General features: G+C 61.6%; 19 protein-coding genes. 15 read left to right on the top strand and 4 right to left on the bottom strand.

The window, feature by feature from the left end:
• The first annotated feature begins 107 nt into the window (after nucleotides 1-107).
• The 12 genes from NKI24_RS32085 to NKI24_RS32030 all read left to right on the top strand — a co-directional run bounded on the left by NKI24_RS32085 (nucleotide 108) and on the right by NKI24_RS32030 (nucleotide 11,686).
• Nucleotides 108-1,118, top strand: coding sequence for a DNA-directed RNA polymerase subunit alpha (locus NKI24_RS32085; RefSeq protein ID WP_023675128.1), 1,011 nt, complete (start codon nucleotides 108-110; stop codon nucleotides 1,116-1,118).
• 43 nt (nucleotides 1,119-1,161) lie between these two features.
• Nucleotides 1,162-1,593 (top strand): 50S ribosomal protein L17, encoded by a 432-nt coding sequence (gene rplQ, locus NKI24_RS32080; RefSeq protein WP_023675127.1) that lies wholly within the window; start codon nucleotides 1,162-1,164, stop codon nucleotides 1,591-1,593.
• 194 nt (nucleotides 1,594-1,787) lie between these two features.
• Nucleotides 1,788-3,275 carry a DegQ family serine endoprotease gene (locus NKI24_RS32075; RefSeq protein WP_352451043.1) on the top strand — a complete coding sequence of 496 codons (1,488 nt, stop codon included), beginning with the start codon at nucleotides 1,788-1,790 and terminating at the stop codon, nucleotides 3,273-3,275.
• A gap of 43 nt (nucleotides 3,276-3,318) precedes the next feature.
• Nucleotides 3,319-4,629, top strand: a complete 1,311-nt coding sequence (locus NKI24_RS32070) for a replication-associated recombination protein A (protein WP_352451042.1) — start codon at nucleotides 3,319-3,321, stop codon at nucleotides 4,627-4,629.
• Nucleotides 4,630-4,765: 136 nt separating this feature from the next.
• Nucleotides 4,766-5,596, top strand: a complete 831-nt coding sequence (locus NKI24_RS32065) for an aspartyl/asparaginyl beta-hydroxylase domain-containing protein (protein WP_352451041.1) — start codon at nucleotides 4,766-4,768, stop codon at nucleotides 5,594-5,596.
• 31 nt (nucleotides 5,597-5,627) lie between these two features.
• Nucleotides 5,628-6,014, top strand: coding sequence for a fluoride efflux transporter CrcB (gene crcB, locus NKI24_RS32060; protein WP_352451040.1), 387 nt, complete (start codon nucleotides 5,628-5,630; stop codon nucleotides 6,012-6,014).
• A gap of 125 nt (nucleotides 6,015-6,139) precedes the next feature.
• On the top strand, nucleotides 6,140-6,511 hold the full coding sequence (locus tag NKI24_RS32055; protein ID WP_352451039.1) for a CrcB family protein: 372 nt from the start codon (nucleotides 6,140-6,142) through the stop codon (nucleotides 6,509-6,511).
• Nucleotides 6,508-6,846 (top strand): DUF190 domain-containing protein, encoded by a 339-nt coding sequence (locus NKI24_RS32050; RefSeq protein WP_352451038.1) that lies wholly within the window; start codon nucleotides 6,508-6,510, stop codon nucleotides 6,844-6,846. The genes NKI24_RS32055 and NKI24_RS32050 overlap by 4 nt, the downstream gene beginning before the upstream one ends.
• Before the next feature lie 62 nt (nucleotides 6,847-6,908).
• Complete coding sequence (locus NKI24_RS32045) at nucleotides 6,909-7,889, top strand: RluA family pseudouridine synthase (RefSeq protein ID WP_352451037.1); 981 nt, start codon at nucleotides 6,909-6,911, stop codon at nucleotides 7,887-7,889.
• Nucleotides 7,890-7,957: 68 nt separating this feature from the next.
• The gene (locus NKI24_RS32040; RefSeq protein ID WP_502901504.1) at nucleotides 7,958-8,815 is read left to right on the top strand and encodes a DMT family transporter; all 858 of its coding nucleotides are present in this window, start codon (nucleotides 7,958-7,960) and stop codon (nucleotides 8,813-8,815) included.
• 2 nt (nucleotides 8,816-8,817) lie between these two features.
• On the top strand, nucleotides 8,818-9,609 hold the full coding sequence (locus NKI24_RS32035) for an ATP12 family chaperone protein (RefSeq protein WP_352451034.1): 792 nt from the start codon (nucleotides 8,818-8,820) through the stop codon (nucleotides 9,607-9,609).
• A 187-nt stretch (nucleotides 9,610-9,796) separates the two neighbouring features.
• Nucleotides 9,797-11,686, top strand: a complete 1,890-nt coding sequence (locus tag NKI24_RS32030; RefSeq protein ID WP_352451033.1) for an MFS transporter — start codon at nucleotides 9,797-9,799, stop codon at nucleotides 11,684-11,686.
• 76 nt (nucleotides 11,687-11,762) lie between these two features.
• Here the strand turns inward: NKI24_RS32030 and NKI24_RS32025 are convergent, their stop codons facing one another.
• The gene (locus NKI24_RS32025; protein ID WP_352451032.1) at nucleotides 11,763-11,957 is read right to left on the bottom strand and encodes a DUF2735 domain-containing protein; all 195 of its coding nucleotides are present in this window, start codon (nucleotides 11,955-11,957) and stop codon (nucleotides 11,763-11,765) included.
• 319 nt (nucleotides 11,958-12,276) lie between these two features.
• On the opposite strand from NKI24_RS32025, the gene NKI24_RS32020 reads away from it, so the two are divergent.
• Nucleotides 12,277-13,317, top strand: a complete 1,041-nt coding sequence (locus NKI24_RS32020; protein ID WP_352451031.1) for a glutamine synthetase beta-grasp domain-containing protein — start codon at nucleotides 12,277-12,279, stop codon at nucleotides 13,315-13,317.
• A gap of 116 nt (nucleotides 13,318-13,433) precedes the next feature.
• Here NKI24_RS32020 and glnA read toward each other — a convergent pair whose 3' ends face one another.
• Entirely contained in the window at nucleotides 13,434-14,843 is a 1,410-nt protein-coding gene (gene glnA / locus NKI24_RS32015; protein WP_023675115.1) for a type I glutamate--ammonia ligase, read from the bottom strand.
• 53 nt (nucleotides 14,844-14,896) lie between these two features.
• A complete protein-coding gene (locus NKI24_RS32010; protein WP_019857988.1) occupies nucleotides 14,897-15,235 on the bottom strand; it encodes a P-II family nitrogen regulator in 339 nt (112 codons plus the stop codon).
• A gap of 357 nt (nucleotides 15,236-15,592) precedes the next feature.
• On the opposite strand from NKI24_RS32010, the gene NKI24_RS32005 reads away from it, so the two are divergent.
• Both NKI24_RS32005 and NKI24_RS32000 read left to right on the top strand, forming a co-directional pair.
• Nucleotides 15,593-17,122, top strand: coding sequence for an NAD(P)H-hydrate dehydratase (locus tag NKI24_RS32005; protein WP_352750362.1), 1,530 nt, complete (start codon nucleotides 15,593-15,595; stop codon nucleotides 17,120-17,122).
• Complete coding sequence (locus NKI24_RS32000) at nucleotides 17,119-19,122, top strand: hypothetical protein (RefSeq protein ID WP_352750361.1); 2,004 nt, start codon at nucleotides 17,119-17,121, stop codon at nucleotides 19,120-19,122. Before NKI24_RS32005 ends, NKI24_RS32000 begins: the two co-directional genes overlap by 4 nt.
• Nucleotides 19,123-19,165: 43 nt before the next feature.
• Here the strand turns inward: NKI24_RS32000 and NKI24_RS31995 are convergent, their stop codons facing one another.
• Entirely contained in the window at nucleotides 19,166-19,963 is a 798-nt protein-coding gene (locus tag NKI24_RS31995) for a M48 family metalloprotease (RefSeq protein WP_352451028.1), read from the bottom strand.
• Nucleotides 19,964-19,988: the final 25 nt, after the last annotated feature.

The raw sequence follows: 19,988 nt of genomic DNA, 5'->3' as shown, positions 1-19,988 counted from the left end.
TTTAGAATTTACCGAACGCCGCGCGAGCGCCTCAAGGGCGCTCCTCCACGGCATTCCAGGTCGCCCGCCACGATTGGATGGTGGCGGGACAACGGAAGGAAAGCACTATGATCCAGAAAAATTGGCAAGAACTGATCAAGCCGAACAAGATCGAGTTCTCGTCGAAGAAGAAGACGCTGACCACGCTGGTCGCCGAGCCGCTCGAGCGCGGCTTCGGCCTCACCCTCGGCAACGCGCTGCGCCGGGTGCTTCTGTCTTCGCTGCGTGGCGCGGCTGTAACCGCCGTGCAGATCGACGGCGTTCTGCATGAATTCTCGTCCATCGCCGGCGTCCGCGAGGACGTGACCGACATCGTCTTGAACATCAAGGAAATCGCCATCCGCATGGAAGGCGACGGCCCCAAGCGCATGGTCGTCCGCAAGCAGGGACCGGGCGCGGTTCTCGCCGGCGACATCCAGACGGTCGGCGACGTCGAGATCCTCAATCCCGATCACGTCATCTGCACGCTGGACGAAGGCGCTGAAATCCGCATGGAATTCACGGTCGATACCGGCAAGGGCTATGTGCCGGCCGACCGTAACCGCGCCGAGGACGCGCCGATCGGCCTGATCCCGGTCGACAGCCTGTATTCGCCGGTCAAGAAGGTCTCCTACAAGGTCGAGAACACCCGCGAGGGCCAGGTTCTCGACTATGACAAGCTGACTATGACCATCGAGACTGACGGTTCGATTTCGGGCGAGGACGCGGTGGCCTTCGCCGCTCGCATCCTGCAGGACCAGCTCGGCCTGTTCGTCAATTTCGACGAGCCGCAGAAGGAAGTCGCCGCCGAACAGGTTACCGAGCTTGCCTTCAACCCGGCGCTGCTCAAGAAGGTCGACGAGCTCGAGCTTTCGGTGCGTTCGGCCAACTGCCTGAAGAACGACAACATCGTCTATATCGGCGACCTGATCCAGAAGACCGAAGCCGAGATGCTGCGCACCCCGAACTTCGGCCGCAAGTCGCTGAACGAGATCAAGGAAGTCCTGGCGGCGATGGGCCTGCATCTCGGCATGGAAGTGCCGGACTGGCCGCCGGAAAACATCGAAGACCTCGCCAAGCGTTACGAAGATCAATATTGAGGCTTGAGAGAGCCTCTTGAACCCGCATTGAAGGAGAAGAGCCATGCGCCACGGATTTAAAGGCCGCCGGTTCGCCCGCAGCATAAGCCATCGCAAGTCGATGTTTGCCAACCTTGCCGTGTCGCTTATCGAGCACGAGCAGATTCTCACAACGCTGCCGAAGGCGAAGGATTTGCGTCCGATCGTCGAGAAGCTGGTGACGCTCGGCAAGCGCGGCGACCTGCATGCCCGCCGGCAGGTGATTGCCCAGATCGGCAATGAAGGCGTCGTCAAGCGCCTGTTCGATACCATCGCGCCACGTTATGCCACTCGCAACGGCGGCTATCTGCGCATCATGAAGGCTGGCTTCCGCCACGGTGATAATGCGGCAATGGCGGTCATCGAGTTCGTCGACCGCGACACCTCAGCCAAGGGCGCCGGCGACCGTGCTCGCATCGAGGCCGAAGGCACCGAAGAGGAAGCCGCAGCCGCATAAGGCTCGGTTTTCCTGAGAAGTTCAAAAGGGGCCTCCGGGCCCCTTTTTCTGTTTCCGAAGGTACCGGGCAAGGGCTGGTAGGGGTTTTGTCACCGGTTTTTGCGGCGACTACCCAAAATAATCCGATTTCAGCGGCTTAGCCTTTCATTTTGCACAATCGTCAGGACAATGGCGCCCGACTTGGAGGATTCGGAATGCGCGTTAAACGGCTGTCCCTTGTTCTGATCTGCGCCTTGATGGCGCTGGCCGTCGTGCCGGCGGCCAGGCACGCGCTAGCGGAGGAGACCAAGCCAGATCCCGGTTTGTCCGACGTGCTGACGGATCTATTGCATGGCGTCGAAGGCGAAAACGCCACCTCCGGCCCCGACAAGCGCGTGCCGTTCGGCCGCGAGGAGGTGCAGCTGTCCTTCGCGCCGCTGGTCAAGCAGACGGCGCCGGCCGTGGTCAATGTCTACGCCTCGCAGACCGCCAAGGTGACGTCGCCCTTCGACGGCGATCCGTTCTTCGAGGAGTTCTTCGGCCGCTCGCAGCCGCGCGCGCAGTCCTCGCTCGGTTCGGGGGTGCTGGTCGATCCGACCGGCGTCGTGGTCACCAATTTCCACGTCGTCAAGGACGCTGACCAGGTCAAGGTCGCGACTGCCGATGGGCGCGAATTCGACAGCAAGGTACTGCTTAAGGACGAGACGCTCGATCTCGCCGTGCTCAAGATTTCTTCTGACAAGCCGTTCCCGGTGATCGCTATCGGCGATTCCGACGCGCTCGAGGTCGGCGATCTGGTGCTGGCGATCGGCAATCCGTTCGGTGTCGGCCAGACCACCACCAGCGGCATCATTTCGGCGGTGGCGCGCAGCCATATCGGCGTCTCCGATTCCAGCTTCTTCATCCAGACCGACGCCGCCATCAACCCCGGCAATTCCGGTGGCGCGCTGGTCAACATGGGAGGGCAGCTGATCGGCATCAACACGGCGATCTATAGCCGTAGCGGCGGCTCGATCGGCATCGGCTTTGCCATCCCTTCGAACATGGTTCGCGCCTTCGCCGACGCGGCCAAGGCCGGGCTCGACTTCTTCGAGCGGCCGTATGCCGGTGCCGAGTTCGAGGCGGTGACGCCGCAGATTGCCGAATCGCTTGGCATCGACAAACCGACCGGCGCGCTGGTTTCTTCGGTCGAAGAGGCAGGACCCGCCGCCAAGGCAGGGCTCAAGCCGGGCGACGTAGTGCTGTCGCTCAATGGCAAGCCGGTCGAGAGCGTCGGGGCGCTGGACTACCGGATGGCGACGCTGTCGATTGGTACGAATGCCAGCTTCGGCGTTCTGAGCAAGGGTCAGCAGGCGACGATGGACATCGCGCTGGAACGGCCGCCTGAGGGCGCCAAAGCTGCGGAACTCACATTGCGCGGCCGCAGCCCGTTTTCCGGTGCCAAGGTTGCTGAACTGTCGCCACGGCTTGCCCAACGGCTCGGTCTGCGCTCCGATGTCAAAGGCGTCACCGTGGTCGACATCAACCGCGATTCGCCTGCTGCCGATTTTGGCTTCCAGCCAGGCGACATCGTGCGTGAGGTCAATGGCCTGACGATCGACAAGGCGGCGACCTTGGAACAGGTAGCCCAGCAGGATACGCGCTGGTGGCGCTTTACCGTCGAGCGCGGCGGGCAGATACTGCGCCAGGTGTTGCGTTACTGAGCCCGAACGTCAGCATGATCGGGCTCCAGGCAGAAGAAGTTGCATGGCCGATCTGTTCAGTGTCGATGAACCGGAAAAGACGCCGCCCGGCAGGCCGCTGGCGGACCGTCTGCGCCCGAAGAACCTCGGCGAGGTCGTCGGCCAGGAGCATCTGACCGGATCCGACGGCGCGCTGACGCGGCTGATCGGCTCCGGCTCGCTCGGCTCGATGATCTTCTGGGGCCCGCCCGGCACCGGCAAGACCACGGTCGCACGGCTGCTTGCCGGCGAGACAAGCCTCGCCTTCGAACAGATCTCGGCCGTGTTTTCCGGCGTTGCCGACCTGAAGAAAGTGTTCGAGGCAGCGAAGCTGCGCCGCTCGAACGGCCGCCAGACGCTGCTGTTCGTCGACGAGATCCATCGCTTCAACCGCGCCCAGCAGGACAGTTTTCTGCCCGTGATGGAAGACGGCACCGTCGTGCTGGTCGGCGCCACCACGGAGAATCCATCCTTCGAGCTTAACGCCGCGCTTTTGTCGCGCGCGCGTGTGCTGGTCTTTCACTCACTCGGCGAGGACAGTATCGCCAAGCTGCTGGCGCGGGCCGAAGAGGCAGAGGGCAGGGCGCTGCCGCTCGATGAAGACGCGCGGGCGATGCTCATCCGCATGAGCGACGGCGACGGCCGCGCGGCGCTGACGCTCGCCGAAGAGGTCTGGCGCGCAGCGAAATCAAAGGAGGTGTTCGGCGCCGAAGCTCTGCAGCGCATCGTCCAGCGCCGCGCGCCGATCTACGACAAGGGACAGGACGGCCACTACAATTTGATCTCCGCCTTGCACAAATCGGTGCGCGGCTCCGACCCCGACGCGGCACTCTACTATCTCGCCCGCATGTTCGACGCCGGCGAAGATCCGCTTTATCTCGGGCGCCGGTTGGTGCGCATGGCGATGGAGGATATCGGGCTGGCCGACCCGCAGGCGCTCGTCGTCGCTAACGCCGCCAAGGACGCCTATGACTATCTGGGCTCGCCCGAGGGCGAACTGGCCTTCGCCGAGGCGACCGTCTATCTCGCCACCGCGCCGAAATCCAATGCAGTCTATACCGCGTTCAAGGCCGCCACACAGGCGGCGAAGGAATTCGGTTCGCTGCTGCCGCCCAAGCACATTCTCAATGCTCCGACCAAGCTGATGAAACAGGAAGATTACGGCGCCGGCTATCGCTACGACCACGACGAGCCCGACGCTTTTTCCGGCCAGGACTATTTTCCGGAGAAGATGGGAAGGCAGACATTCTACGACCCGCCCGAGCGCGGCTTCGAGCGCGATATCAGGAAGCGGCTGGATTATTGGGCGAAGCTGCGCAGCGAGCGGGAAAAGTAGCTGCCAGTCGCACACTGGTGTGATCGCCGTTGTCTGGCGGGATAAAAAACCCTATCAAGATGCGCCTTCGGCCGGCGGACAGGCCAGAAACGTACCGACGATATTCAGAACGGAATCGCGCCTGGCGCGTGGAAAAATGACAAAAAGAACTCGCAAGACCCTCCGGAAGTTCGCCATAGCGATCCCGCTGCTGGCGCTCGGCTTCTATTTCATTCCCATCCTGACGACAATTTTCATTGTCCTCGGCCTGATCGACGTGTTGCGCAACGACAACAAGAACTGGGCCCTGTTCAGTGGTTATTTCCTCGGCAACGGCATCTTCACCTGGCTGCTTTCGCCCTTCAATCTGCTGGTCGATCTGCTGTGCTACAGAAACCGCGGTGTCTGGAAACTGGACCAGTTTCCTCCGGACTATCAGCGTGAGGTCAACGAGGTTCTGGACGTCTTCAAAGCGCGCAAGGACGAGATCATCGCCGATATCGACGCCAATTTCGGCAGCGGCCGGCGCGGCATGTATGTCTACCAGTGGTATGGCAAGCACAAAATCGACAACGTTGCCGAATTCAACAAGGATTTCAAATACATCAAGACCATCGCCGTGTCGGTGTTTAGGGGCAGGGAATCGACCTCCTGGCATTTCGGACCGCTGCGGCTCAGCCTGCGCATTCTCTACAATCTTCTCCCGGTGAAGGCCGAGGTTTTCGTCGAGTGCAACAACGCCAGGAACTACTGGCACGACAATCCGCTCTATATTTTCGACGACACGCTGCTGCACCGATCGGTCAACGAATATGATGGGCGCCGCTACTGCGTGTTCATGGACATCATCCGGCCATCGCCATTTCCCGGCATGATTGCCGCTCTTCTCGCCATCGTTTCGGTCAGCGTCGAGCGCATCAATGCCATGTTCTACAAGAACTGGAAGATGATCGGCTCCAGCAAGCCGAAGAAGGCCGGAGCCGCCTGACACCATGGTGTGACCGGCGCGAGGGAGCACGATGTATCATCTGTTGCTTGTCTGCCTTGGTGGCGCGATCGGTGCAATGGCCCGCTTCTTCCTGTCCGGCTTCGTCGCCCGCCGGGTCGGCGAGACCTTTCCCTGGGGCACTATGGCCGTCAATGTCTCGGGAGCGTTTGCAATCGGCGTCGTTGCGCATGCGGTGGCGCGCGACGGCATGCCCGCCATCTGGGCCTTTACCGTTACCGGCGGCCTCGGCTGCTATACCACGGTTTCTTCCTTCAGCCTGCAGACGCTGGCGCTGGCGCGCGAGGGCGAATGGCGGCGCGCCGGCGGAAATGTGCTGCTTTCGGTTTTTCTGAGCCTCGGCGGCGTGACGCTGGGCTTTGCCGCCGGAAGTCTTCTGATTGGCAGCGGGGCGCGGTGAGCGGCCCGCGGAAGCTCCGCCACGACGGGACGGACGCTGCCGCGGCAGGGCAGGCGGCGCGCCTCATTGGCCGTCGCAGAACCAACGAAACGGTTCGGCTCTATGCGACCGTGGCCGCAGGCAGCATGATCGGCGGTGTGTTGCGGGCGCTTGCCTCATCGACGAGCACTGCCCTGTGGGGCGCTGGATTTCCCTTCGGCACGCTCCTCGTCAATATTGTTGGCTCGTTCCTCATCGGCTTCTACGCGACATTGACGGGACCGGATGGTCGCGTCTTCGCCGGTCCGCTGCAACGTCAATTCTTCATGGCCGGCTTCTGCGGCGGCCTGACGACCTTCTCCGCTTTCAGCCTTGAAACACTCATCCTCGCGCAAGGGGGGAGGTTTGTGGCGGCGGGACTCAATATCGCGATCTCCGTGGTGGCCTGGCTTGCCGCCGTCTGGCTTGGCCACATCTTTGCAGTTCGGCTCAACCGGCTGAGAGGGTCCAGGCAATGAAGATACCAACACAGGCACAATTGCTGCGCATCTTTATCGGCGAAAACGACAGGGCAGATGGCCGTCCGCTGTATGAGGTTATTGTGCTGAGGGCCCGCGAAATGCAGATAGCCGGCGCGACCGTCCTGCGCGGCGCGATGGGGTTCGGCCATTCCAGCCGGCTTCACACCACGAAGATCCTCCGCCTATCGGAGGATCTGCCACTCGTCATCGAGATCGTCGATGACGAGGAAAAATTGGCCGCTTTCCTGCCCGTGCTTGAAACAATCATGACAAGTGGTTTGATTACGCTGGAGAAAGTTCAGGTTCTGCAATATGGAACCGACAACGAATAAGCGAGTGAGATTGCGGGTACCGGCGAATGCCGTTGCATGCCTGCAAAACGGCGATTGGAATCATGGCAGGCGTTGAACAGATCACAGTGGACGCCGGCGAGGCGGGCATGCGGCTCGATCGCTGGTTCAAGAGCCATTTCCCCGGTCTCGGTTTCGGTCATCTGCAGAAGCTGCTGCGTTCCGGCCAGATCCGCGTCGACGGCGGCAGGGTGAAGGCCGATACCCGCGTCGAAGCCGGCCAGACGGTGCGTGTGCCGCCTCTCGAAGTGGACAAGAAAGGCGAAAGCCCGCTCACCGGTCATTCGATCCGCAACCAGGGCGACGCCGACGTTTTGGCAAAGATGCTGATCCATGAGGACCCGAAGGTCTTCGTCTTCAACAAGCCGGCCGGCCTGGCAGTGCAGGGCGGCTCGGGCGTCACCCGCAATGTCGACGACATGCTGGAAGCCTGGCGCAACCAGAAGGGCGAGAAGCCGCGCCTGGTGCACCGGCTCGACCGCGATACGTCGGGTGTGCTGGTTGTCGCCCGTACAAGGCTCGCCGCCATGAAGCTCGCCGAAGCGTTCCGGGCGCGTGAGACGAAGAAAACCTACTGGGCGCTGGTCAAGGGCGTGCCGCCGAAGCGCGAGGACAAGATCTCGACCTGGTTGATCAAGGAACCGACGCCCGACGGCGATCGTGTGCGCATAGCCAAGCACGGCGAAAAGGGCGCCGATCACGCCGTGTCCTATTACCGCATAGTCGAGCAGGCGGCGCAGACGCTGTCCTGGCTGGAAATGGAACCCTACACCGGGCGCACCCACCAGCTTCGCGTCCATGCCGCCCATATCGGTTGCCCGATCATCGGCGACCCCAAATATTTCGAGGCCGACACCAATTGGGATTTTCCAGGCGGCATGCAGAACCGGCTGCATCTGCACGCGCGCCGCATCGTTATCCCGCATCCCGACAAGGGCTTTGTCGACGTCACCGCACCGATGCCGCCGCATATGCGCCAGAGCTGGAACCTGCTCGGTTTCGACGAGCAGAGTGCCGAGGACTAGCGCTGGTGGGCGTCGCCACAGAAACCCTCGACCGCCGTGACGCGGTCGATCTGGCGGCAGCCGCCATCATGGTTGGGCTGACTTTTTCCTGGGGGCTGAACTACGTCGCCGCCAAGATCTCCTATGCCGGCTACGATCCCGTTTTCCTGTCGATCGCCCGCTCGGTGATCGGCGGCTTGTGTGTTTTCGGCTGGTGCCGCTGGCGCGGCATTGCGCTGTTCACGCCCGACAAGACCCTCGTCGCCGGCATTCTGGCAGGCGCGCTTTTCGGTCTCGAGTTCCTGTTTCTCTATGTCGGGCTCGAGCATACCACTGTCGTGCGCAACACTTTGCTGGTCAACACCATGCCGTTCTGGATGTTGGTCGGCGGTCATTTCCTGCTGGGCGAAAGCATCACGGCACGCAAGCTCGTTGGTCTTCTGCTCGCTTTCGCTGGATTGATCGCGGTGTTTTCCGATAAACTGAGCGCCAATGGCGGCGCAACATTGGGTGGCGATTTGCTCAGTCTCGGTGCCGGCATTCTGTGGGCCGTGACCAATATCGTCATCAAGCGGTCGAAGCTGGTGACGGCCAGCGCCGAAAAGCTGCTGCTCTATCAGCTGGCCGGAGCCGCTGTCGTCGGCATTTTGGTGATGCCCTTTGCCGGGCCGCCCGTCCGCAGCTTTACTCTTCTGCCGACCTTGGCTCTGCTGTTCCAGGCCGTCTATGTCGTCGCCTTCACCTATGTGCTGTGGTTCTGGCTTCTGCGGCGCTACCCTGCATCTGGACTGTCGAGCTTCACTTTCCTGTCGCCGGTATTTGGTGTGCTGTGCGGCGCCGTGTTCTTGAACGAGCCGCTGACCGTTCGTATCTTCCTGGCACTCGCCCTGATCGCCGCCGGACTCATCATCGTCAACCGGCCGGCCCGAAAACAAAGTCCCGGATGAGCATGCGCGATATATTGAACGACCTCGAAGCTGGAAAGCTGCTCTCTGATCCGGACCCGGTGCGTCGCGCCCAGATCCAGATGAAGACGCCGCTGCCGAAGCGCTTCTACAAGACCGTCGCGGTAGCACCGGTCGAAGACGGTTTTGCCGTCCATCTCGATGGCAAGCCCGTCCGCACGCCGGCCAAGGCGCTGCTGGAGCTGCCGACCGAAAAGGCGGCTGCTCTCGTCGCCGAGGAATTCGCCGCACAGGAGGAGACCATCAACCCGGTGACGATGCCGGTGATGCGTCTGGTCAATACGGCAATCGATGGCGTCGCCAGTGATCCCCAGGCCGTGCTGGAGGACATCCTGCGCTTTGCCTCGTCCGATCTGCTCTGCTACCGCGCCGATGCGCCCAAAGGACTCGTCGACCGGCAGAACGAGCATTGGGATCCGGTCATCGACTGGGTGCGCAGCGCGCTCGGCGCCCGGTTCCATCTTGCCGAAGGCGTGATCCATGTCGAACAGCCGCGCGAGAGTATCGCGCTGCTTGGCCAGCATCTTGCCCAACGTGCCGATCCGCTGCGCCTTGCCGCCATCCACGTCATGACGTCGCTGACCGGATCGGCGCTGCTGGCGCTGGCCGTCGACTTCGGCGAGCTCGACGGCGAGGCGGCCTGGGCTGCCGGTCATGTCGACGAGGACTGGCAGGCCGAGCAATGGGGCCATGATGCCGAGGCCGTCGCGCACCGCGCGGCCCGCAAGCGCGACATGATGGCGGCAGTCACGCTGCTCGAAGCTCTCAAAGGCTGACCGCACCGTCGTTTCTATTTCGCACTGCACATTAGACCAAAGTCATAATCCCAAAGACGGTCTGCCTCTGGACGGCGCTTTCTGTCATTTTTTGTACTGGTGGCTGCACTGAGTCTGCGTTCCGAGGAAACGCGGACGATGACGCGCAGCATCGAGGACTGACGGAATCACACGGGAGGATACGCTCATGGCAATGGCATCGACCGCCGGCAAAACAAGCCGCGGCATGACGCGCGAGGAGAAGAAGGTCATCTTCGCTTCCTCGCTCGGCACCGTTTTCGAATGGTACGATTTTTATCTCTACGGCTCGCTGGCAGTGTTCATTGGTTCGACTTTTTTCAGTCCAACCATTCCGGAAGCGACGCGCAATATTTTCGCGCTGCTGGCGTTTGCCGCTGGCTTCCTCGTGCGCCCGTTCGGCGCATTGCTGTTCGGCCGCATCGGCGACCTTGTCGGCCGTAAATACACTTTCCTTGTCACCATGACGATCATGGGCCTGTCGACCTTCCTGGTCGGCTTGCTGCCTGGCTATGCGACTTTGGGCATCGCCGCTCCCGTGATCCTGATCATCTTGCGCATGTTGCAAGGCCTGGCGCTCGGTGGCGAGTATGGCGGTGCCGCCACCTATGTCGCCGAGCATGCACCCGACGATCGCCGCGGCTACTACACGTCGTGGATACAGACGACGGCAACGCTCGGCCTGTTCCTGTCGCTGATCGTCATCCTGATCGTCCAGGGGTCGATGACCAAGGAAACCTACGCCGCCTGGGGCTGGCGCATTCCGTTCATCGTTTCCTTCCTCCTCCTCGGCATTTCGATCTGGATCCGGCTGTCGCTTTCTGAATCGCCGACCTTCCAGCGCATGAAGGACGAAGGCAAAGGCTCCAAGGCGCCGCTGTCAGAAGCCTTCGGTCAGTGGAAGAACGCCAAGATCGCGCTGCTGGCGCTGCTCGGCCTCACGGCCGGTCAGGCCGTAGTTTGGTACAATGGCCAGTTCTACGCGCTGTTCTTCTTGCAGAACGTGCTCAAGGTCGATCCGCAATCGGTCAACATCATGATCGCGATTGCTCTGGCTGTTGGCTCGATCTTCTTCGTCGTGTTCGGCTGGCTCTCCGACAAGATCGGCCGCAAGCCGATTATCATGGCCGGCCTTGCACTGGCGATCGTCTGCACCTTCCCGTTGTTCAAGGCGCTGACCTGGGCAGCCAACCCGGCGCTCGCCACAGCGCAGCAGAACACCCGTGCGACGGTGACCGCGGCACCGGGAGACTGCAAGTTCCAGTTCAACCCGGTGGGCACGGCGAAGTTCACCACGTCCTGCGATATCGCCACCTCGTTTCTGACCAAGAACTCGGTGCCTTATGACGTAGTGGCCACGGCAGCGCCCGGCACTGCTGCGTCGGTCAAAATCGGCAACGAGACGGTTGAGTCGTATGACGCCACCGCAGCCGGCGATCAAGCCAAGGCCAAGGACGCTGTTTTCGCCAAGGCGGTAAACACGGCGCTTCAGGACGGCGGCTATCCGCTGAAACGGGCAGCGGCGAAGGTGCCGGATCAGAAGCTCGAAGCCTTCATCGCGGCCAATCCCGAACTGAAGCTCGATGCGGCCGCGATCCGCGCCGGCGAGAAGGCCATGGTTCCGACCGACCAGGCGATCAAGGACAAGCTGCTGACTGCCGATGAGGCCGCGGGAGCTCCCGAGGTCACCGTCTACACCGTACCGGGCGGTGGTCCCTTCGCTATGTTCGCCGACCCGGCGGCGGTCAACTGGCCGATGACGATCGGTATCCTGCTCATCCTCGTGATCTTCGTCACGATGGTCTACGGGCCGATCGCCGCGATCCTGGTCGAGATGTTCCCGACCCGCATCCGCTACACCGGCATGTCGCTGCCCTACCATATCGGCAATGGCTGGTTCGGCGGGCTGCTGCCGGCGACGGTGTTCGCGCTCAGCGCCTACAAGGGCGACATCTACTATGGACTGTGGTACCCGGTGGTGATCGCGGCGATGTCGCTGATCATCGGCATGATCTTTGTCAGGGATACGCTCGGAACGGACCTGCACACCAAACAGTAAGCCGGCCTGTCCGGTTCAAAGCAAAGCCCGGCGCGAGCGATCGCGCCGGGCTTTTTCAATTTATCGAGCGCAGGGCTTAGCTCTTCCGATCCTGGTTCGCTTCCTCGATCGCTGCTTCATGATACCAGGCACTTCCGAAATCCGTGCGGTTGCGCAACGAAGCAAGTTCTGCCGCGAACTTAGCCTTTCCGCTTAAATTTGAGGCAGAAGCGCGCGCTGCCACCGGGAACATCAGGATTTTGGCCGACTGACGAGTGGAAGTGATTTCCATTGTCGGTTTCCTTTCTTCGACAGAACCTTGCCGATTCAACCTTTCCCCAACATAGGTTCAGCAATCAAAATAGGCAACATGATTACAAAAAGATCAGTACTTGCACATTATTTGTGCAAAATATGCTTGTGGATGATCCGAGCGCAGCATGACGGCGGACCAGCGATTTTGGGCGGATACAACCTCACTTTTGCCGCATCCATCGCCGGCGAGAATGGCACACGAATTGCATTTTAGTAATCCGGCAGGTCGGCTGCTGGATAGGCCGGCTCGCCCCGGCGCCATCCAGGGTTCGGTGATCAAGCAACGAGAGGCTAGAATGACGAAATACAAGCTCGAGTACATTTGGCTCGATGGATACACCCCGGTTCCCAATCTTCGCGGAAAGACGCAGGTCAAGGACTATGCCGAGTTTCCGACGCTCGACCAGCTTCCGCTGTGGGGCTTCGACGGTTCTTCGACCATGCAGGCCGAGGGCCACAGCTCCGACTGCGTTTTGAAGCCGGTCGCCGTTTATCCCGATCCCGCCCGCACCAATGGCGCTCTCGTCATGTGCGAGGTCATGATGCCGGACGGCGTGACGCCGCATGCGTCCAACAAGCGCGCCACCATTCTCGACGACGAGGGCGCCTGGTTCGGCTTCGAGCAGGAATATTTCTTCTACAAGGACGGCCGCCCGCTCGGCTTCCCCGAGAGTGGCTATCCGGCGCCGCAAGGCCCGTACTACACTGGCGTCGGCTACAGCAATGTCGGCTCCGTCGCCAGGCAGATCGTCGAGGAGCATCTCGACCTTTGCCTTGCCGCCGGCATCAATCACGAAGGCATCAACGCGGAGGTGGCCAAAGGCCAGTGGGAATTCCAGATCTTCGGCAAGGGCTCCAAGAAGGCCGCCGACCAGATGTGGATGGCGCGCTATTTGATGCAGCGCCTGACCGAGAAGTACGGCATCGACATCGAATACCACTGCAAGCCGCTCGGCGACACCGACTGGAACGGCTCGGGAATGCATGCCAACTTCTCGACCGCTTATATGCGCGAAGTCGGCGGCAAGGGCTATTTCGAGGCGCTGATGGCAGCCTTCGACAAAAACCTGATGGATCACATCGCCGTCTACGGGCCGGACAACGACAAGCGTTTGACCGGCAAGCACGAGACTGCGCCGTGGAACAGGTTCAGCTACGGCATCGCCGATCGCGGCGCCTCGATTCGCGTGCCGCACTCCTTCATCAACAACGGCTACAAGGGCTATCTCGAGGATCGCCGGCCGAACTCGCAGGGCGACCCCTACCAGATCGCCTCGCAGATATTGAAGACGATCGCCTCCGTCCCGACCAGCGCCGAGGTTTCGGCCGCGGCTTGAGCATTCGTCACGGCGTGGACCTCAGGTCTGCGCTGTGACTTTCTCTCCAATCGCATCACAATAAGAAACCCCGGCGTCTCTGCCGGGGTTTTTTCTATTGGCTGCAACAATCCGGATCACACCGAATAATACATATCGTATTCGACCGGATGCGGGGTCATTTCGAAGCGCATCACCTCGGCCATCTTGAGCTCGATGTAGCTGTCGATCTGGTCGTCGTCGAAGACGCCGCCGGCCTTCAGGAAGCCGCGGTCCTTGTCGAGGCTCTGCAAAGCCTCGCGCAGCGAGCCGCAAACGGTCGGGATTTTCTTCAATTCCTTCGGCGGCAGGTCGTAGAGATCCTTGTCCATCGGCTGTCCCGGGTGGATCTTGTTCTTGATGCCGTCAAGGCCGGCCATCAGCATGGCGGCGAAGGCGAGATAGGGGTTCGCGCCCGGATCGGGGAAGCGGACCTCGACGCGCTTGGCCTTCGGCGACGAGCCGAACGGAATGCGGCACGAGGCCGAGCGGTTGCGTGCCGAATAGGCGAGCAGCACCGGCGCTTCATAGCCCGGCACCAGGCGCTTGTAGGAATTGGTCAGCGGGTTGGTAAAGGCGTTGATCGCCTTGGCATGCTTGATGATACCACCGATGTAGAACAGGCAGCTCTCGGACAGGCCGGCATATTCGTTGCCGGCGAAGGTCGGCTTGCCTTCCTTCCAAATCGACTGGTGGACATGCATGCCCGAGCCATTGTCGCCGAACACCGGCTTCGGCATGAAAGTGGCCGTCTTGCCGTAGGCGTTGGCGACCTGGTGCACGACATATTTATAGATCAGCATCTTGTCGGCGTTGCGGACCAGCGTGTCGAACTTGATGCCGAGCTCGTGCTGGGCGGCGGCCACTTCGTGATGGTGCTTTTCAACGCGCACGCCCATCTCGGCGAGCACGGTGAGCATTTCCGAGCGCATGTCCTGTGCCGAATCGACCGGCGGCACCGGGAAATAGCCGCCCTTGATGCGCGGCCGATGACCGAGGTTGCCGGTCTCGTAGTCGGTGTCGTCATTGGACGGCAGTTCGGTCGAATCCAGCCTGAAGCCGGTGTTGTAGGGATCGGCCTTGTACTTGACGTCGTCGAACACGAAGAACTCGGCTTCAGGACCGACGAAGATCTGGTCGCCGATGCCTTCGGCCTTCATGTAGGCCTCGGCTTTTTTAGCGGTGCCGCGCGGGTCGCGATTGTAGGACTCCCCGGAGATCGGATCGAGGATGTCGCACAGGATGACCATGGTCGACTGCGCGAAGAACGGGTCCATATGCACCGTATCGGAATCCGGCATCAGCACCATGTCGGACTCGTTGATCGCCTTCCAGCCGGCGATCGAGGAACCGTCGAACATGACGCCATCGGCAAACATGTCTTCCTCGACCTCGACGACATCCATCGTAACGTGCTGCAGTTTGCCCTTCGGATCGGTGAAGCGCAGATCGACGAACTTAACGTCGTTGTCCTTGATCTGCTTCATGATGTCTTTGGCTGTCGTCATGTCCCTGCTTCCCTATGTGATGACGTTTGAACATGGCCTTTTAACGGGAAAATTCAGACGGCGTCCATGCCGGTTTCGCCGGTGCGGATGCGCACCACTTCCTCGATATTGGAGACGAAGATCTTGCCATCGCCGATGCGGCCAGTCTGGGCCGCCTTGCGGATGGCTTCGATCGCTGCTTCGACCGCATCGTCGCCGAGCACGACTTCGATTTTCACCTTCGGCAGGAAGTCGACGACATATTCGGCGCCGCGATAAAGCTCGGTATGGCCCTTCTGGCGGCCAAACCCTTTGGCCTCGGTAACGGTGATACCTTGCAGGCCAGCCTCCTGAAGCGCTTCCTTCACTTCGTCTAGCTTGAACGGCTTGATGATCGCTTCGATCTTTTTCATGTAAAAAGTGGCCTCCACTGCCAAAAAAGACGGGTTGTGAGCCCCGCTTGCGCCTCAATCAAGCACGAACTGTGCCAATTGATGGGGTGCCGGGTGGGCTCACATGATTTGGATACCATGCTACGCGGGAAAGTACATTCGCGTCATTCGCAGCGTTGGATGCGCCATGAATGCCGCGAGCCTACACACCGCCGGTCCTGCCGTCCGCACAAAAATTGGGCAGATCGGGTATTTCATGGGCAGCTGCGCGCCGTCGTCCCGAATGATGTACGCCGCCAAATTGCTTGGGGACCTTCGTTGTTTGCGTCGGATCAAAAACTGGACAATGCTTGGGGAAATGATGTGCATGTCGCCCGCATGAGCAATGAGCTTCTGTCTCCGTCCGACATGGCCGAGGCCGACCGGCTGGCGATTGCCGCTGGTCCATTCGACGGCATCGGCCTGATGCGCAATGCCGGCGCTGCGGTTGCTGCCGTGGTGCTCAAGCGCTACCCGAACGCAACGCGCGTCCATGTGCTTTGCGGCCCCGGCAACAATGGCGGCGACGGCTATGTCGTGGCGCGCATCCTTCGGGAGAGCGCCGTCGACGTCTCGGTATGGGCGTCCGGATCGCCTAAAGGCGGCAGCGATGCGGCAGTCGCTGCCTCGGAGTGCCCGGTTGAAGCTCGGCCGCTGTCCGATTTCGTTGCCGAGACGGGCTCGATCGTGGTCGATGCGCTTTACGGGGCGGGGCTGTCCAAGCCGCTATCCGGCGACCCCGCCAAGGCGATCGACAATGTGGCGGAGTTGAATTCGCCGGTCGTCGCGGTCGACCTGCCGTCGGGCGTCTCCGGTGAGAGCGGCAATGTCCTCGGTCAGGCTTTCCACGCCCGAATCACCGTGACCTTTGCGCGAAAAAAGCCAGGCCATCTTTTGTTACCGGGGCGCGAGCTGTGCGGCGAAATCGTGCTCGCTGATATCGGCATAAGCGACAGTGTTGTTGCGCAGCTTGAACCACGAACATTCGAGAACATTCCGGCGCTCTGGCTTGGCCGCTTTCCGGTTCCGGCCGTCGACGCCCATAAGTATAAACGCGGCCATGTCGGCGTCTTTTCCGGCGGGCCGTCGGCGACGGGTGCTGCGCGGCTGTCGGCGCTTGCCGCGGCCAGGAGCGGGGCAGGGGCCGTCACCTTGCTGTCGCCGGCGAACGCCATCCATGTGAACGCGGCGCATCTGACCTCGATCATGCTGCGCAAGCTAGACACTGTCGCGGATGTGGACGAATTCGTCGGCAGCCGCCGGCCATCGGCCTTCGTGCTCGGCCCAGGATTTGGCATTGGTGAGAAGACGCGCGAATTCGCCCTGGCCGTGCTGAATGGCGCTCGTGGGCAAGACGGTGGGATCGACGGACTGGTGCTCGACGCCGACGGCGTCACCTCGTTTCGCGACGCGCCGGATGCCCTGTTCGAAGCCGCCAGCCGGCCGAGCGCGCCGGCTCTGGTGATGACGCCGCATGACGGCGAATTCGCCAGGCTTTTTTCAGATATCGCCGAGGACAAGGACCTGTCCAAACTCGCCAAGGCACGCGCCGCAGCCGAACGGGCCAACACCACTCTCGTCTACAAGGGTGCCGACACTGTGATTGCGGCCCCCGATGGCCGGGCAGCGATCAACGGCAATGGCGCGCCTTGGCTGGCCACCGCCGGTTCGGGCGACGTGCTGTCGGGTATCATCGCCGCGCTGCTGGCGCAGGGCATGCCGGCCTTTGAAGCGGCCTGTACGGCAGTCTGGATCCATGCCGAGGCCGGCAGCCGTTTCGGGCCGGGGCTGATCGCCGAGGACCTGCCGCTGGCGCTGGTGCCGGTCCTGCGCGAGCTTATCGAAAGTCGCGGGATAGCTGCCGAATGAACCGCATGTTCGCGCTGCTCGTTGCGATCGTCAGCGCCGTATTCATGGCGCAGGCTGCGAACGCCGAAACTCCGCTGACGATCGTCGACGACCCGGCCGTTCTCGCCGCTCTCGACAGCAACGGTTACGGGTTCGCCGGCATTTTCGGCGTCGATGGCAACGGCGATTTGAAGACGCTTTATGATAAGGCGCCCGCTTACCACGCGATCGTCGAAGCGGTTGCAAGCGACGTCGCGGCATTGCGGGCCGAGATGAAGGCCGGCGGCCGGCCGCTTTACGAGGTGACCGACGGCAATGTCGGCCGCGTCATGGACATGCGCTGGCTGAGGACCGAGGCCGCACGCTTCCGCCTTGTCGGCGTGGTCAACCGGCTCGACCGGCGCGACTTCGCCGCCTTGCAAGGCGACACGAGTTGCGGCGAAGTGCGCTTCATCTATCGCCTCGCCTACGGCTTCAAGAAGAACGGCAAGGTTTTGGCCTCGCGCCTGCCGTTCAATTTCAGTGCCGTCTACAATGCCGCGCCGGATGCCGACGGCGGTTGTGTCGGCGTCGCCGGACGCTGGGCACCACAACTCGACGAGAGCGTCGATGCCGGCTGGCTGACCGGTGGGCCGCTGGAAAGGACGGCGCTCACGTTCAAGCAGCTCGAGCTCAATGCGCAAGTGGTGCGCTTCCCCTCCGGCCAGGAGACCGAATTCGGCGGGCAGGCTGCCTATCTCATGCGAATTTTCGGCATCGACGGAGCGGCTGTCAGCGAAAAGCCGCTGGAAAACACGCCCGACACGGCACGTCTCGCCGAAGACGCTGCGCTGAAAGCAAGACTTGCCGACTATGTCCGCACCAATGTCGCGGCGGTCGATCTCGGCATCTACAAAATCCCCGATGAATTCTTGGCAAGGAAGGTCATCTCCTGGTCGACCTTCGGCAGCGCAAGGCAGGCCAACCACCCGTTTACGCCATTATTCCAGCCTGCGGATTTTGTCGGGCTCGATTATTCCGCCTTGAAGCTGGTGCGCACGCCGGAGGCACTGGCCGAGCGGCTGGACAACGGCGCCTGCCAGGGCTGCCATCAGGCGGGCTCGACCGCCGGCTTCCATTTTATCGGACTTGACGACAAGACAACCTCGCCGCTCAACCGCATCGAGGTCGGCATCTCGCCGCATCTCCACGCCGACATCCCGCGCCGCGTCGCCTGGCTGCACGCGACTACCGACGGCAAGGAACCGAACCGCTTCCGCCCGCTGTCCTTCGCGCCGCCGGCGACATGGAACGATGCCGGCGAAATTGCCTATTCGCCGGCCGAAATGGCGATGCCGTGCTTCATGCCGGAAGATGCGGCCCGCTTCGGCGCGACATGGCAATGCGGTGGCGGCACCGTCTGCACGCCGTTGACCACCGCGTCCGGCGTGCGCACCAAGCTGGCGCAATGCCTGTTGCCCAAGGACAGCGAAGACATGTTTTCCGGCCACCCTTGTTTAACGGGATCCATCGCCAGCAACCCGGCACGGCCTTTCAATGATCGGTATACCATCACCGGTCAGTTCGCCGCGTTCGCGCCGGGCATTTCGCGCGCCGCCTACACCTGCCGACCGCCGAAGATCGGTGTGCCGGCGGGTATCGCCTATCGCGGCTGCGATGACCGGGATCGCAGCTTTGTCGTCTTCAAGACGGGCAAGCCGATGCCGAACGAGATTTGCGGGCTGGTTGGCGGCAAGAAATTCGACACCTGCGTGGCGACCAATAATTTCGACCAGTGCCTGGGCGGCGCCGTCAATCGCGGCAATCGTCCTGCCTGCTCGGCCGACCATTTCTGCCGAGAGGATTACATGTGTCAGTCGCTGCCGCCGGATACACCCGGTATCGGCAAAGTGAAGGGCATCGGCTTCTGCTCGCCGACCTACTTCATCTTCCAGATGCGCATCGACAATCACGCCACGCCGTGGTCGGGCGCCGTCCGCGCGACGATGGGAGCCGGGTTCGGAGCAGCGGAAGCGGAATAGGCCGACGACTCTGACATTGGCCGCAGTAGCTCCAGGCGGACAGCTATCGATCGAGGTCGTCGGCGATGTTCGATGTCCATTCACCGTCGAAATGCCGGACGCGTTCGGCGACGACCTCATCGCTCAGCAGGCTCGACAAGGCGGAAACCAGAACTGGTTCTATCTTTGGAGCCGAGCTAAATCCAAGAGCAGTCAAGCGTTCGGACCAGGGCGGATGATCCGCGCTTTCGTTATCTGGCGCGTCCCTGGCCTTTTGCGCATATTCTTGCAGGATGGGAAGCCTCGACAGGTGACTGGCGGCCGCCAGAATTCTTTCGAGTGGTGGACGAGGCGGTACCATGGTGCCAAGCAGTTCACGTTTAAGCGGAATATACACTTGGTCATCGAAGAACGCACTGGCGGCACCGACCAGCAGCAGGGCGCGGGCCGCTTCATATGCATCGCCGGACATCGCTGCATGACGATCCGCGTCAATTTCCGCCCGCCGCGACAACCGTATTTCTTCGCGCTCCAGCGTGCGCGACAGCGGGCCAAGCATCCAGTAGAACAGGCTGCCCGAAACTGTTTTTCCCGGTGGGGCGAAGTCGAAGATTAGATCGAAGCTCTTTTCGAGTTCGGCCAGGTTGAGCCCGCCATTTGTATCTTTATTTTTCAGATGGGCGTCCTCATGGGCCAAGATCGCCGCAAACCCCTTTTGGTCGGTCACTGCGAGCAGCGGCAGGCCCACGGTGAGAATTGCCCTGCGACCAAGCAGGCCCAGAAACGGCCGCTCTTCACCGATGCTAGAGCCTTTCACGTTTTGATGGAAGCGTAGCCGGCGTTTGCGAAGTAGTTGTTGCATTCGGTTGCCTCGATCGTTTCAACGA

It is taken from the genome of Mesorhizobium sp. M0701 (assembly GCF_040320365.1).
Lineage (GTDB): Bacteria > Pseudomonadota > Alphaproteobacteria > Rhizobiales > Rhizobiaceae > Mesorhizobium.
The sequence above is the reverse complement of the archived record's forward strand: the minus strand, read 5'-3'. Positions and strand labels throughout refer to the sequence as shown.

Excerpts from the sequence above, each read along its gene's own strand:
- rplQ (WP_023675127.1), top strand. The coding sequence starts at position 1,162 with ATGCGCCACGGATTTAAAGGCCGCCGGTTCGCCCGCAGCATAAGCCAT.
- NKI24_RS31995 (WP_352451028.1), bottom strand. The coding sequence starts at position 19,963 with ATGCAACAACTACTTCGCAAACGCCGGCTACGCTTCCATCAAAACGTG.
- NKI24_RS32075 (WP_352451043.1), top strand. The coding sequence starts at position 1,788 with ATGCGCGTTAAACGGCTGTCCCTTGTTCTGATCTGCGCCTTGATGGCG.
- NKI24_RS32000 (WP_352750361.1), top strand. The coding sequence starts at position 17,119 with ATGAACCGCATGTTCGCGCTGCTCGTTGCGATCGTCAGCGCCGTATTC.
- NKI24_RS32050 (WP_352451038.1), top strand. The coding sequence starts at position 6,508 with ATGAAGATACCAACACAGGCACAATTGCTGCGCATCTTTATCGGCGAA.
- NKI24_RS32085 (WP_023675128.1), top strand. The coding sequence starts at position 108 with ATGATCCAGAAAAATTGGCAAGAACTGATCAAGCCGAACAAGATCGAG.
- NKI24_RS32035 (WP_352451034.1), top strand. The coding sequence starts at position 8,818 with ATGCGCGATATATTGAACGACCTCGAAGCTGGAAAGCTGCTCTCTGAT.
- NKI24_RS32020 (WP_352451031.1), top strand. The coding sequence starts at position 12,277 with ATGACGAAATACAAGCTCGAGTACATTTGGCTCGATGGATACACCCCG.
- NKI24_RS32005 (WP_352750362.1), top strand. The coding sequence starts at position 15,593 with ATGAGCAATGAGCTTCTGTCTCCGTCCGACATGGCCGAGGCCGACCGG.
- NKI24_RS32065 (WP_352451041.1), top strand. The coding sequence starts at position 4,766 with ATGACAAAAAGAACTCGCAAGACCCTCCGGAAGTTCGCCATAGCGATC.
- NKI24_RS32070 (WP_352451042.1), top strand. The coding sequence starts at position 3,319 with ATGGCCGATCTGTTCAGTGTCGATGAACCGGAAAAGACGCCGCCCGGC.
- glnA (WP_023675115.1), bottom strand. The coding sequence starts at position 14,843 with ATGACGACAGCCAAAGACATCATGAAGCAGATCAAGGACAACGACGTT.
- NKI24_RS32030 (WP_352451033.1), top strand. The coding sequence starts at position 9,797 with ATGGCAATGGCATCGACCGCCGGCAAAACAAGCCGCGGCATGACGCGC.
- NKI24_RS32055 (WP_352451039.1), top strand. The coding sequence starts at position 6,140 with ATGATCGGCGGTGTGTTGCGGGCGCTTGCCTCATCGACGAGCACTGCC.
- NKI24_RS32040 (WP_502901504.1), top strand. The coding sequence starts at position 7,958 with ATGGTTGGGCTGACTTTTTCCTGGGGGCTGAACTACGTCGCCGCCAAG.
- NKI24_RS32045 (WP_352451037.1), top strand. The coding sequence starts at position 6,909 with ATGGCAGGCGTTGAACAGATCACAGTGGACGCCGGCGAGGCGGGCATG.
- NKI24_RS32025 (WP_352451032.1), bottom strand. The coding sequence starts at position 11,957 with ATGGAAATCACTTCCACTCGTCAGTCGGCCAAAATCCTGATGTTCCCG.
- crcB (WP_352451040.1), top strand. The coding sequence starts at position 5,628 with ATGTATCATCTGTTGCTTGTCTGCCTTGGTGGCGCGATCGGTGCAATG.
- NKI24_RS32010 (WP_019857988.1), bottom strand. The coding sequence starts at position 15,235 with ATGAAAAAGATCGAAGCGATCATCAAGCCGTTCAAGCTAGACGAAGTG.